Annotated in this window: 12 protein-coding genes; 5 read left to right on the forward strand and 7 right to left on the reverse strand. The window is 62.2% G+C overall.

Features of this window, described 5'->3' with window-relative positions; genetic code table 11:
• The 7 genes from WA317_RS18000 to WA317_RS18030 form a co-directional block, all read right to left on the reverse strand.
• On the reverse strand, positions 1 to 194 hold a 194-nt coding region (locus WA317_RS18000), incomplete at its 3' end, for a hypothetical protein (RefSeq protein ID WP_425174330.1).
• A 72-nt stretch (positions 195 to 266) separates the two neighbouring features.
• Positions 267 to 1,037: a TauD/TfdA dioxygenase family protein gene (locus WA317_RS18005; protein WP_425174331.1), complete on the reverse strand. Its 771-nt coding sequence runs from the start codon at positions 1,035 to 1,037 to the stop codon at positions 267 to 269.
• The gene (locus WA317_RS18010) at positions 1,016 to 2,077 is read right to left on the reverse strand and encodes a D-alanine--D-alanine ligase family protein (protein WP_425174332.1); all 1,062 of its coding nucleotides are present in this window, start codon (positions 2,075 to 2,077) and stop codon (positions 1,016 to 1,018) included. Before WA317_RS18010 ends, WA317_RS18005 begins: the two co-directional genes overlap by 22 nt.
• Complete coding sequence (locus WA317_RS18015; protein ID WP_425174333.1) at positions 2,078 to 3,457, reverse strand: ATP-grasp enzyme; 1,380 nt, start codon at positions 3,455 to 3,457, stop codon at positions 2,078 to 2,080.
• Positions 3,454 to 4,269: an O-methyltransferase gene (locus WA317_RS18020; RefSeq protein ID WP_425174334.1), complete on the reverse strand. Its 816-nt coding sequence runs from the start codon at positions 4,267 to 4,269 to the stop codon at positions 3,454 to 3,456. The genes WA317_RS18015 and WA317_RS18020 overlap by 4 nt, the downstream gene beginning before the upstream one ends.
• A 61-nt stretch (positions 4,270 to 4,330) precedes the next feature.
• Complete coding sequence (locus tag WA317_RS18025; protein WP_425174335.1) at positions 4,331 to 5,557, reverse strand: sedoheptulose 7-phosphate cyclase; 1,227 nt, start codon at positions 5,555 to 5,557, stop codon at positions 4,331 to 4,333.
• Positions 5,558 to 5,606: 49 nt separating this feature from the next.
• Positions 5,607 to 6,269 (reverse strand): HAD-IA family hydrolase, encoded by a 663-nt coding sequence (locus WA317_RS18030; protein WP_425174336.1) that lies wholly within the window; start codon positions 6,267 to 6,269, stop codon positions 5,607 to 5,609.
• 199 nt (positions 6,270 to 6,468) lie between these two features.
• Between WA317_RS18030 and WA317_RS18035 the strand changes: the two genes are divergently transcribed.
• The 5 genes from WA317_RS18035 to WA317_RS18055 form a co-directional block, all read left to right on the forward strand.
• Positions 6,469 to 7,050: a TetR/AcrR family transcriptional regulator gene (locus WA317_RS18035; RefSeq protein WP_425174337.1), complete on the forward strand. Its 582-nt coding sequence runs from the start codon at positions 6,469 to 6,471 to the stop codon at positions 7,048 to 7,050.
• 524 nt (positions 7,051 to 7,574) lie between these two features.
• A complete protein-coding gene (locus tag WA317_RS18040) occupies positions 7,575 to 9,341 on the forward strand; it encodes an AMP-binding protein (protein ID WP_425174340.1) in 1,767 nt (588 codons plus the stop codon).
• Positions 9,338 to 9,511 carry a hypothetical protein gene (locus tag WA317_RS18045; RefSeq protein WP_425174338.1) on the forward strand — a complete coding sequence of 58 codons (174 nt, stop codon included), beginning with the start codon at positions 9,338 to 9,340 and terminating at the stop codon, positions 9,509 to 9,511. The genes WA317_RS18040 and WA317_RS18045 overlap by 4 nt, the downstream gene beginning before the upstream one ends.
• Before the next feature lie 105 nt (positions 9,512 to 9,616).
• Complete coding sequence (locus WA317_RS18050; RefSeq protein ID WP_425174341.1) at positions 9,617 to 10,156, forward strand: chorismate--pyruvate lyase family protein; 540 nt, start codon at positions 9,617 to 9,619, stop codon at positions 10,154 to 10,156.
• Positions 10,157 to 10,480: 324 nt separating this feature from the next.
• On the forward strand, positions 10,481 to 12,515 hold a 2,035-nt coding region (locus WA317_RS18055), incomplete at its 3' end, for an AMP-binding protein (RefSeq protein ID WP_425174339.1).

Here is a 12,515-nt window from a genome sequence, read left to right on the forward strand (position 1 = left end):
ATCGACGCCAGCACCCCGTACGACGGGTAGCGGTCGTCCAACCGCGGCGCGATCAGCAGTTTGCCCGAGTCGGTGCCCCGGGCCGCGTCGACGGCCGCGCGCGCGGCGTCGTCCAACGCAATCGGGACGACCATCCCGGGCAGCACGATCGGGTCGCTGACAAACAACACCGGCACTGATGTGGCTTCAGCCATCAATCCTCCAAAGTTCAGCCTGTTGCGCTCAACCCCGATCGGGCTCGGTTTTGTTCCCTTCGATGGAGCCGGTCAGCCGTCGGCGACCATGCCGCGGTGCATGACGCGGTCGCCGGCGACGCCCGCGTGGTCGGCCCGGTGCAGAACACAGCGGTTGTCCCACATCACGACGTCGCCGGGCGCCCACCGGTGCCGGTAGACGTTGTCGTCGCGCGTGGAGTGAGCGAACAGAAACCCGACGGTTTTGGCGGCTCGGTGTGGCGACATGCCGCTCACCTGCGGGCAACGCTTCGGAGTGGACAGGTAGAGGAAGGTTCGCCCGGAGATCGGGTGGACGCGAAAGATCGGATGCGACGCCGACGTCTCCTCGTCCGGGCCCAGCTCCAGACCGGTCACCACATGCCTGATGAATCGTCCGCGGAGTTGCTCGCGGATCTGGGCCGGCAGCGTTTGATACGCCAGATATTGATTGGTGAACAACGTGTGCCCACCGTGCTGCGGAACCTTAACGGCTCGTAACGCGGTGTAGGCGGGGGGTTTCCGCACATAGCTCGTGTCGGTGTGAAACGTCGATCGCGGTGGCGTCACCCTTCCGACGTTGCTGATGACGTTCAGGTCGGGGCGTCCGGGCACCGCCGTTTCACCGACGGTGAACATCAACGGCCCGAAACTTCGCAGAAACCGCAGAAATTCGTTGTCGTCGACGTGCTGCCCGGGGAGGATGACCACACCGTGCTGCGCCAGCAGTTCCCGCATGCTTGCGACAGTCTGCTCGTCGAGTGCGTCGACGCGAAACTTGGTGAGCCGAACGCCGATCGGCGTCAGGGCGGTGAAGTCGAGCATCCGGTCCTTTCGCGTTGCACTTCGGACAACCCGATGTCGAACAGGTCGGTGACACTCAGGCCGATGGCTGCTGCCATCGTCGAGATGACGCTGTTCGGCGCGTAGGAGCAGTAAAGTCCGGCTTCGAGGAACCATGGCCGCCCGTCGGGGTCGATCCGGAAGTCGAACAGGCTGTAGTGCCGACATCCCAGGGCGCGGTGGGCGCCTCGGGCGGCCGCCCACACCCGCCGGGTGAGCAGTTCATCGTCGCGGACGATCCACGCTTTGCTGTCGTCCTTTGCCACCAGGCTCAGTCCGCCGTCGCCGTTCCGGGTGATCTTGTCTTCGCCGGTCCGGATCGGTTTGGTGCCCGGAGCCACCGCGTACTCTTCGAGCGGGAGACACACCAGTTCACCGTCGTGAACGACGCTGCCGCACCGCACTTCTCGGCCGAGCTCGACGTACGATTCCACCAACACCGCGCCACCGTGCGCCGACGCCAGCTTCACGGCGGCGTCGTACTCGGCGGGGTCGCGGGCCAGGGAAACCCCGATCGAGTTGTCGGCGTCGACCGGCTTCACCACCACCGGCAGCGGCAGGGTACGTCGCTGCCCGGGAGCCAGAACTTCGCCGGCAGGCACCGCGACCCCGGCGGCCGCCACGACGGCCCGCGCCTTGGTCTTGGCGGCGCCGATGGCCATCACGTCCGGTTTGTTGCCCAGATAGGGGATGCCGAGGACGTCGAACAACGCCCGGTACGCGGTCATGCCCGGCAGGCAGAACATCTGCGGAACCACCACGTCGACGTCCAGAGACACAATGTGCTGCAACGCTTCGATGATCGAGCATGCTCGAGCCTGCGCCAGCGCGCGAGCGCTCAAAGTAGCGGGGAATCGCCACGATCCGCCCGGCGAGACGTAGGCGATATGCGCGTCGTAGCCGGTGCGATCGGCGAGCGCGTTCAGGCACCCGCCGGCGTAGACCCGAGACAGTTTGGCGTAGAAGTCGTCGACCGGTGAGCCGACGAGGTGCAGGACCCGCAGGAACTTCGAAGGCGCCACTCAATCACCTCCGGGCTCAACGAGTTTGCCGATGTTGAAGTCGATTTTTGTCCAGCCTCGGCGACGCCACAGGTTTGCGATGAGCAGAGCGGGGATCTGCAGGTGGTGGACCATCAGGTAGGGCAGTGGATCCCGCCAGGTGAAGATGGCGTCTTTTCCGCGGACGATGCCGGTGAGCCTGGCGCGGCGATCGGGCTGCGTGAGCAGACGCCAGACCTCGTGGTAGATCCAGTATGTCGGGCGAGCGTCGCGAAGCGGCGTGACGACGGGGTGGTCGTCCTCGAGATAAGCCGCCGCCAGCTGAGGGTGGTTGTGGAACAACGTGATTGCCGAGTGAGTGCGGGGATTGCATTCGATGGCGTAGACCTGCCCGTCGGCGGCCTCGATGAAGTCGAAGGACAGCTGACCCGTGACGCCCAGTGCGCCGACGAACTGCTCGACCCAGGAACGGATCCGCGGCTTGTCGGCCATCCCATAGTTCAGTTGGGATGCCGATGACTCACAGCCTGCGTATACCTGGAGGCGTCCGCTTCGGACGGTGCCGTGGGTGCAGTACTCCCGGCCGGTGATGAACTCCTGCAGGATCCAGGGATCGCCCTCTGAGACCGATAACGATCGCGCGAGAGCGGCGTTGCGCTCCGGCGTTGCGCCCGACAACCGGGGAAGTTCAAGACGGCCGACCGGGTTGTAGGCGATCCGCTTGAGTATGTAGCTGCGCCCGTCGGGAAAGTCGAACTCCTCGACCTGCTGCGGACTCGTGATGCGACACCAGTCCGGAACGCGCAGTCCCTGTGCGGCGGCGGCTTTCGAGAACTCCGCTTTGTCGTCGAGCATGGCGACCACGTCCGCGTCGGCGTGCACGACGTCGCAGACTCCGTCGAGCATTCGCCGGGCCTGTGCGTCGGGGACACTCGCGGCGGGGCTCGACACCGGGACGAACACGTCCGCGCCTTCCCGGCGGACGATGTCGATTAAGGCGTCGCCGTAGCCGGGCGCGATCGGTTCCGGAATGCAGTAGAACGCATCGACTGCCCGGGAGAACCGGTGACCGGTGAACCGGTACTTCGCCGACTCGGCCAGAATCACCCGATGCCCAGCGGTGTGAAAGGACCGGGCCAGCTGCAGCGCCTTGGTCATCTTGCCGCCGGTGATCAGCACGGTGCGACGCGACGTGGTTTGTCGGCCCGCTGCGGGACTACGCGACCGGCGGACCCGGCGGACCCGGCCGACCGCGAGGGCCGACGCGACCACGAGCAGGTCGATCGGCAAGGTGGCAGTCAACCCGGCGAGCGTCGCCAACGTTCTGCCGACGTTGGCATTTCGCGCATCCGCCCGCGGCACCGTCGATTCGCCGACCCCGTCGACGATCACTGCCGTCATCGCGATGACTTCTGCGGCACCCGCCGAATGAGAGTGATGCCGTCGCGTAAGGGGATCAGAACTTGCTCTACCCGCGGGTCAGCCGCGAGCGCGGCGTTGAAGGTCACGATCGCCGAACCGTTGACCGACAGGTCGCCGCAATCCAAGTAAGGCTGCCCCTGCATGAGTGTGTTGTCGACCGCAATGACGGCCTGTGGGGTCAGCAGTTCGCTGTCGAGCAGGAAATCGACGTAGGCCAAATATGCCGGTTTGTCTGCATCGATGAACACGAAGTCGAAAGGAGTTGCGGCTAAGCTCGTTTCGGCAGCTAGTTGCTCCAGTGTTTCGAGCGCCGGAGCGACCTCGACGGTGATCTTGCGACCGGCCGGCGAGCAGTCGAAGGCCCGGCGAGCCATCCGTGCCACAGCTGGATCGATCTCGCAGGCGACGACGACACCGTCGTCGGGCAACCCTTCGGCCATGGCCAACGCCGAGTAACCGGTGAACATGCCGATCTCGAGGACTCGGCGCGCCCCCGCGAGATGCACCAGGAACTTGAGCAACTGACCTTCGACGTGTCCGGATACCATCTCCTGCTCGAGACAACGGCCACCTGCGCCGGGTTGATAGGCGTCCCAGTCGATCTCGTGCGTGCGGCGGGCCAGTGCGGCCAGCGCGGGCGACTCGGGAGTCGCGCATTGGCTCAAATACGGATCCAGCCCGGCCGCCAGGTCGCGCGCGCGCCGAAGCCGGCGTAGAAGCTCTTCATCGACCCCCGGCAACGGGTCGATTCGTCGGAGCAACTCACCCAACTCCTCGGCCAGGATCGTCACCGGCGTTACCGGCCTTGATGGCCTCAGTGCCGGCGGCGCCCAATCAGTCCGGCTGGCAACGTCACTCACACGAGTTTCCGGACGCCGCTGACGTGAACATGTCGACGCCGTCGCCGCCACGGGGGTAGTCGAGGCATAGCTTCCGGTGCAGCAGCAGGGTGTCGGCGAGTTCGACGGTGGTCACGTCATTGAGGAAGATGCACCGGCCGATCGGCGCAGGAACCGCTGCGCGCAGCAGCCCGTCCCGGGTTCTCAGGATCGCCGTCGTGGCCGAGGTCAGCAACTCCGGCGTCAGATATTCGCTGTCGAGCGCGAGACCCATGTCGCTCATCAAGCCGAGCACCCGGTCACGGTCCGATACCGAGATGTGCCCGCGCTGCTCGGCGAGCGTCGTCGACAAAGCCATGTCGATGTTGATGGCGTGGCCGTGGAAGAAGGGCTCCGGCGGTGTCAACTCCAGCGTCGGACTCCAGGTATGACCGAATGCGATCACCCGGTCGAGGTCGAGCTCGTGGAGATTCGGCGCCTCGAGTTCGAGCATCGTGGCGATGGCCTGATAGGTCAGACGTTCACCCACCGCACGCAGATGAGCTGTCCCGTTCAGATATCCGAAGCGGGTGCGCAACAGTTCGGCACCGTGCTCTTCGAGCAAGTGGAAGATCTCGGTGTTTCCGACGACCGAGATCTTGATCAGTTCGGCCATGCCGTTGCGTACCTGATCTTCGGGCAGCGTCCTGAGGAAGGAGAAGTCCAGCAGCACCTTCTGCGACGCGTGATAGGCGCCCAATCGGTTCTTGTGCTTGCCGTGGTTGACCGCGACCTTGATTGACACGCTGGCGTCGATCAAACCGATCAACGTGGTCGGAATGCGGATGTAGGGAGTGTTGCGGCGGTAGCTGGCGCAGGCGAAGCCGGCGACGTCGGTGGTCAGTCCGCCACCGACGACGAGCACCGGCTCGGTGCGCACCAGGCCGAAAGCGTTGAATTCGCCGACGATCCGCTCGAATGTCTCCAGCGACTTGGCGGTCTCCCGGATCTGCACCGGCACCACCGTCAGCGCGATGCCGTGGTGGTCGAAGTAGGAGCGAATTTCGTCGCCGTAGAGTTGGTAGACGGTTTCGTCGACCACCATCAGCGCGCGACCGTACGGGCGATAACTGCCGGCCAGTTCCGGGCTGTCCGGCGAGAAGACGCCGTCGACGTACTGCAGGTCGTACTCGATCCTTTCGTAGCCCTCGACGCGAAAGCCGTTCGGACTCATAGTGACTTGTGCTTGCAGGTTGCTCATTGCGATGTCCTCGATGCCGGGTGGAATTGGGGGGGCGTTGAGGCCGTCTTCACGCGACGAGTGCCACGATGCGCTGGGCGTCGAGGGCGTCGACCGTCTCACTGGCAGCCGTGAAGTCGCCGTCGGCGGTGTTTTCGTTGGGGAAGGCGATGCACTTGACGCCGGCGGCCGCCGCCGCTGTGACACCCCCGACGTTGTCCTCGATGGCTACCGCAGAGTCGGCGTCTTCGCCGAGCTGCTGCAGAGCGAACTCGTACGCCGCGGCGTCCGGCTTGGAGGTTTCGACGGCGTCGCTGTCCACGATGACGTCGAAGGTCTCGGCACCGATGTCCGGCGCGAGCGTCGCCAACAGCGCAGAGATGTTCTCTGGTGACGTCGTGGTGACGAATCCGAGTTTGAGATCGTTGCGCTTGGCCTCCTGGACCGTCTCGAGCACACCGGGTCGTGCCGTCGGCGCCGCCGTTTTAAGAAGTTCCCGGAAGATCTGCGACTTGGTGGCATGCACCGCCGCGGCGTCGACGTCTTCACCGCGTGACTGCGCGTAGTCGGCGATTCGCTGTGCGCCGCCGTTGGAGTCCAGCATCGCGACGTAGTCACCGCGCGACCAGTTCCAGTCGAGTCCGTGCTCCTCGAACGACTCGTTGAAGGCTCGGCGCTGCAGTTCCGACGTGTCGATGAGGGTGCTGATCGAACCGAACAGGATGGCAGACATTAACTTCCTTTTCTGTAGCCGGGAAAACGCCGCGGCGGGGGCCTTGCCGCTGCGCTGAGTTAGCCGATTCCCCGTACACTAGTGGTCTAAACGTCCATTAGTGAATAAATTATTTGGTATTGAATCAGGTCTTCATCAGCTAATTTCTGTGGAGCGGCTCAACCCACGGGAGGGCAGTGCAACGAGGTGAAGTGCGCAGATGACACCCGAAAAGGGCGATAGGTCATCCGGTACGGGTGAAGACGCCCGAGTGGCTCGCACTCGGGCTGACGTCGCGCGCGCAGCCTTCGAAGTGCTCACCAACGAAGGCTCCGACGCGGTGACCCATGCCCGGGTTGCTGAGATCGCCGGCTACTCCAAAACCACGCTGTACACGCACTGGCCGGCCCGCGTGCACCTGATCGCTCTGGCGCTCGATGCGCTGGGCAACCTGCCGCACCATGAACGAAGCGGCGATCTGCGCGCGGACCTCATCGGCGAGCTGCAAGTGTTCCGCGAGGCGATCATCGACCATCAATTGGACCGCGTGCTGGCGGGCATGGCCCAGTGGGCGTCGGTCGAGGAGATGCGCCAGATCAGAGACAAGGTCAACACCGACGGTCAGCGACCGCTGAGAACCATGTTGGAAGAGGCGTTTGACGGCGTTGAACTTGAAGCGGTGGTGTCCATGCTGGCCGGCGTCGTCGCGTGCCCGTCCATCATGTTCGGCAGGCTCCCTGACGACGACGCCATCGCGGCGGCCGTCGACATCGTGCTCCGCAGCGCGAACGACCGTGACTGAGACTGTCAGGCTTCGGCATTGCTGAAGACGACGACGTCACGCCAGCGGTTCCCGGTCGCCGAGAGGAACTGAAAGTCGACAGATTGACGAGGTCGCGCAGGTCCTGCACGCTCAGCTCAATCCTGGCGACCGGCCACCGCGTCGATGTTCATGACGGCGACGCAGATTAATGACGCGTCAGCAAATTCTTCAAACTGTTACAGTCGGCGTTTAGCCCCTTCGGGCGGGCGAAACAGCTTGAATGTCAGAGTGGAACGCTTACCTACGCCGCCGCCAAGTCGGGCATCGTTGTGTCCCAGCTACCTTTGCCGACTGTCGGCCGCCGAAGCTGTTGGCCGGTCAGCGTGCGCTCCGCCTGGCGCTGATTCACCTGCACCGGCCGTGAAAGAGCGCTGGCCTCGGTTGGCGGGGTCATGGGGAGGACCAGGATGGATGTAAACGCTGGGTTGTTTCACCCTGATGATTTGGCAGCGACACAGCCGGCACCGGGAGCGGAAAGGCAACCGGCACAGCCGCGGGACCGGATCGCAACGCGATTCAAGGTCCCAGAGTCGTCGCTTCCAGCGCTGCTGCAGAAGGCAGCCACCCAGCAGCCCAATCGCGCTGCGTACAGGTTCATCGACTACGCGGTAGACCCAAGCGGTTATCGCGAAACCGTCACCTGGTCGCAAATCCACCGGCGAGCGATGATCGTGGCCGAGGAGCTCAGGCATTGCGGGTCGAGTGGTGATCGGGCCGCGATAATAGCCCCACAGGGACTTGACTACATCGCCGCCTTTTTGGGCGTGCTACAGGCCGGTTTCATCGGAGTTCCTCTTCCAGCTCCTCAATTCGGCATTCACGACGAACGAGTTTCTTCAGCATTGCGGGATTCCTTGCCGGCCGTCATCCTCACGACCTCGTCGGTCATTGACGAGGTTGCAAAATATGCGCTAGAGGCGCGCGCCACGTTGCGACCTGCACCGATCGTTGTGGCGGTGGACTCGCTGGACCTGTACTCCCCGCGGGAGTTCGATGCGACCCGATATGAGCATCCAGACGCGGCATATCTCCAATACACTTCGGGGTCAACGCGCGAGCCGGCTGGTGTTGTCGTGTCGCACAAGAACGTCATCACCAACTTCGAACAGATGATGTCCGACTACTTCGAGGATTCGGAAAAGGCTCCCTCAACTTCTGTGTCGTGGCTGCCGTTCTATCACGACATGGGGTTGCTGCAGGGCATCCTCATGCCGATGATCAATCAAGACACCGCAGTGTTACTGAGTCCGCTGTCCTTTTTGCAACGGCCGGCCCGCTGGATGCAATTGTTGGGCAAACATAGTGGACCGGTTTCGAGTGCCCCGAATTTCGGTTTCGAATTGGCAGTGCGGCGGACATCGGATGACGATATGGCCGGACTCGATCTCGGGGACGTGCGCGCGATCGTCAGTGGTGGCGAACGCGTAAACGCCTCGACGCTCAAGCGTTTCACCGACCGGTTCGCCCGCTTCAACCTCAGTGAGACGGTTATCCGACCGTCCTACGGGCTCGCGGAGGCGACGCTGTACGTGGCCAGCGCCAGACCAGGACGCCCACCAAAGAGTGTCCGTTTTGATTACCAGCACTTGTCGGCCGGCAAGGCGAAGCGCTGTCAGAGCCAAGCGGGCGGTGGCGCCAAGCTGGTCAGTTACGGCGCGCCGCGAGCATCTACCGTGCGGATCGTCGACCCCGACACCAGGATGGAGAATCCGGCGGAATCGATTGGTGAGATTTGGGTGCATGGGGACAGCGTTGCCAGGGGCTACTGGCGGAACGCCCAACAAACCGAGCGGACATTCGGTGCAAAGCTTGTCAGGCCCTCTCCCGGCACACCCGCAGGTCCGTGGTTGCGGACCGGAGACCTCGGCGTAATTTCGGACGGCGAACTGTTCATCGCGGGCCGCATCAAGGATCTCCTGGTCGTCGACGGGTCCAATCACTATCCGGACGACATCGAGGCGACAATCCAGGAAATCACCGGCGGCCGGGTTGTGGCGATATCTGTGCCGGATGAGCCCACTGAGCAGCTAGTGGCCATCATCGAAATCACGAAGCGGGGTCCGACAGACGAGGAGGCTATGGATAAGCTCCGCACCGTCAAACGTGAAGTCACCTCCGCGATATCAAAGTTACATCGTCTGAGCGTCGCTGATCTCGTTCTAGTTGCGCCGGGCTCGATTCCGATCACCACCAGCGGCAAGGTTAGACGTTCGGCCTGCGTCGAGCGTTACCTGGACCACGACTTCACGCGCTTGGATGTTCGGGCATGACGGCAGACATCCACGACGGAGCCGAACTCCGATACTGGCTAATCGGCTACCCGGCAGTGAATTTCGGCTCCACTCAGCAGATCGTCTCCTTCCACGCCGAGTTCTTCGAAATCTCCGCCCATCCAACGATTCGTGTCAAGCCGACGCGTTGGGTACGCGCGCGTTCTTGATAACTCAATGCCGACGTTGCGATCTTGGCTGGCGGCGAACCAGGTTGCGGCACCTCGCCAGGCCTGCGCCACGACTGGTTATTCGTACTTACCCCGGAAAGAGATATGACCGAGTGCTCCCTATCTGTTGAAGAAATCCGAAAGCTCGATCGCGACCTTCGGATACTTTTAGCAACCGATGGCACGCTCACTCGGATTCTCAACATCATTGCTGACGATGAGATCGTCGTCCAGATCATAAAGCAGCAGATCCACCACGTCGCGCCGAAGGTGCCCGAGTTGGAGCTATCAGCGATCGGCCGTGTTCTTCAACGTCGTATCTTACTCAAGGGTCGGAGTTCAGGGAAAGCATTCGTCGCCGCGGAGTCGTTGATTGCCATCGATCTGTTACCCCCGGCAATTATGACAAGCTTGACAGGGACCGATTGTCCTATTGGTGAGGTTATGGCAGCGAGTTGCCTTGAGACATTCAAGGAGGCGGCTAAGGTCTGGCAAGGAGAGTCGCCTGGGTGGCTCGCACTCGCGGGGTATAAGAATCCGCGACCCGGAATGGTCGGCCGCCGGTATCGAATAACTACCGGAGGACAACCGGTCATTGTCATCACCGAGTATTTCCTTCGAAATGTATTCCAAGATGCGACATGAGACGAACGCGATTGTTGCTGACATTGGAACCACATTGATACAAATTGATACGATACGAGGAGTGGAAACCGACTTGCACCTAATGACCCGATCCGGAGAAGGCCATTGCGCCGACATGATCATGTCGCAGCCCTCATATCCGTGGATCGAAATCGCTCTCCGCATAGCGCAGCCGCGAGGTGAGTGTTTGTTCGATCGGCAAACCAGAAAAAGTGTCTACCTTCGGTCATCGGTGCCGCCCAATGGTGAGGCCCCATTGTTTCCCTGCGATGCGAGGGATCGACGCAGCACGGTTGCAGTAGTGAGCTAGGGCGGTCAATCAAAGTGCCGAATGGGAACTTAGCAAGAATACTGGCGAAGCGGGCATCAGAAGCAGGATGGTATGACAAGCCCGCTTACTACGCGCCGCACGCCGTGACGCATGGCCAAATCCATGACGGTGGCGCACGTCTTGGGCAGGTCCTGAGAAACCGCGGTGTTTCCAGAGGAGATCGCGTCCTGTTGTGCCTCCCGGATTCGCCGGACTTAGTGCAGCTGTTGCTGGCGTGCCTGGCTCGTGGGTTTCTGGCGTTCCTCGCGAATCCGGAGCTCCATCGCGAAGACCACGCGTTTCTGGAGCGGGACACGGAACCAGCCCTCGTCGTCACATCTGGTGCTCTCCGCGATCGGTTTCGGCCGTCGGGCGTCGTGGAAGCGCCAGAGCTCTTGTCCGATTCGACCCAAGTCGAGCCGGCTGACTACGAGCTGGTGAGTAGTGACGCTCTTGCATACGCTACTTACACTTCTGGTACTACGGGTCCGCCGAAAGCGGCGATTCATCGGCACGCCGACGTGTTGACGTTTGTTGACGCTATGTGTCGCAAAGCGTTGCGGCTGACCCCCGAAGACATCGGGCTAAGTACCGCACGCATGTATTTCGCGTACGGCCTGGGTAACTCGGTCTGGTTCCCCCTCGCGACAGGTGGTTCCGCGGTGATCAATCCGTTGCCCGTGAGTGCGGAAGTGGCCACTGAGCTAAGTGCGAGATTTGAGCCATCGGTCCTTTACGGTGTGCCAACTTTCTTTGCGAGACTTGTCGACGGATTCTCTCCTGATTCCTTCCGTTCGCTCCGATGTGTGGTATCAGCGGGAGAGGCTCTCGAGGTTCGTCTCGCTCAGCGACTCAAGCAATTCTTTGGCGGTATCCCCATACTGGACGGAATTGGATCGACGGAGGTCGGGCAGACATTCGTTTCGAATAGCATTGACGAATGGCGTCTGGGGACTTTAGGAAAAGTTCTTCAACCTTATTCGATTCGCGTTGTAGCGCCGGATGGTACGACCGCCGGGCCGGGGGTTGAGGGAGACCTGTGGGTCCGAGGACCCTCGATCGCACCGCGCTACTGGAATCGGCCCGATCCTCCGTTGAAGAATGGTTGGCTCGACACGCGGGATAAGGTCTCTATGGACGGCGACGGGTGGGTTACGTACAGTCACCGCGCGGATGACACAGAAATCGTCGGAGGCGTCAACGTTAATCCGCGCGAAGTGGAGAGACTCATTATTGAGAATGGCACTGTGGCGCAGGCCGCGGTTGTCGGAGTCAGAGATTCGACAGGCGCGTCGATGTTGCAGGCGTTTCTGGTCCCGACGAACGATGCACTCATCGATGAATCAGTTATCCAAGACATCCACCGGCGATTGCTTGTCCGACTGTCTGCGTTTAAGGTACCGCATAGGTTTGCCATTGTTGAGCGGCTCCCTCAAACCGCGACCGGAAAATTGTTGCGCGGTGCACTTCGCACGCAGAGTCCAACGAAACCAATTTGGGAACTTCCGTCCATCGAGCCTCAGTCGCCCGCGCAGGCGCAGCTTGATAACAAGCCCGCGTCGAACAGCCGCGCTGTTGTTGGAAACGCCGAGGTGGGGACACTCAACGAGCGGCTGGCCGTCTTGCAGCGCGAACGTTACCGGCTGGTGGTGGAGGCAGTCTCTGCAGAGACCGCGAAAATGTTGGGTCACCCCGGTCCGCACTCGGTGAATCGAGATGTCGCCTTCTCGGAGCTGGGTTTTGACTCCCAAATGACACTCGAACTTCGTCATCGATTGGCAGCAATCACGGGCCGGCGGCTACCTGACACGGTCGGGTGGGATTACGGCTCGGTATCCGGACTAGCTCAGTATTTGGTAGCTGAACTGTCCGGATGGGACAGGCACGTGCAGCCGCCCTCTCCAGCGAAAGCCGACGAGCCCGTGGTGGTGGTGGGGATGGGGTGTCGGTTTCCGGGTGGGGTGGTGTGCCCGCAGGGGTTGTGGGAGGTGGTGGCGCAGGGGCGCGATGTGGTGTCGGAGTTTCCCGGGGATCGGGGTTGGGATGTGG

It is taken from the genome of Mycobacterium sp. (assembly GCF_049802695.1).
Classification (GTDB): domain Bacteria; phylum Actinomycetota; class Actinomycetes; order Mycobacteriales; family Mycobacteriaceae; genus Mycobacterium.

Excerpts from the sequence above, each read along its gene's own strand:
- WA317_RS18015 (WP_425174333.1), bottom strand. The coding sequence starts at position 3,457 with ATGACGGCAGTGATCGTCGACGGGGTCGGCGAATCGACGGTGCCGCGG.
- WA317_RS18045 (WP_425174338.1), top strand. The coding sequence starts at position 9,338 with ATGACGGCAGACATCCACGACGGAGCCGAACTCCGATACTGGCTAATC.
- WA317_RS18030 (WP_425174336.1), bottom strand. The coding sequence starts at position 6,269 with ATGTCTGCCATCCTGTTCGGTTCGATCAGCACCCTCATCGACACGTCG.
- WA317_RS18050 (WP_425174341.1), top strand. The coding sequence starts at position 9,617 with ATGACCGAGTGCTCCCTATCTGTTGAAGAAATCCGAAAGCTCGATCGC.
- WA317_RS18025 (WP_425174335.1), bottom strand. The coding sequence starts at position 5,557 with ATGAGCAACCTGCAAGCACAAGTCACTATGAGTCCGAACGGCTTTCGC.
- WA317_RS18005 (WP_425174331.1), bottom strand. The coding sequence starts at position 1,037 with ATGCTCGACTTCACCGCCCTGACGCCGATCGGCGTTCGGCTCACCAAG.
- WA317_RS18035 (WP_425174337.1), top strand. The coding sequence starts at position 6,469 with ATGACACCCGAAAAGGGCGATAGGTCATCCGGTACGGGTGAAGACGCC.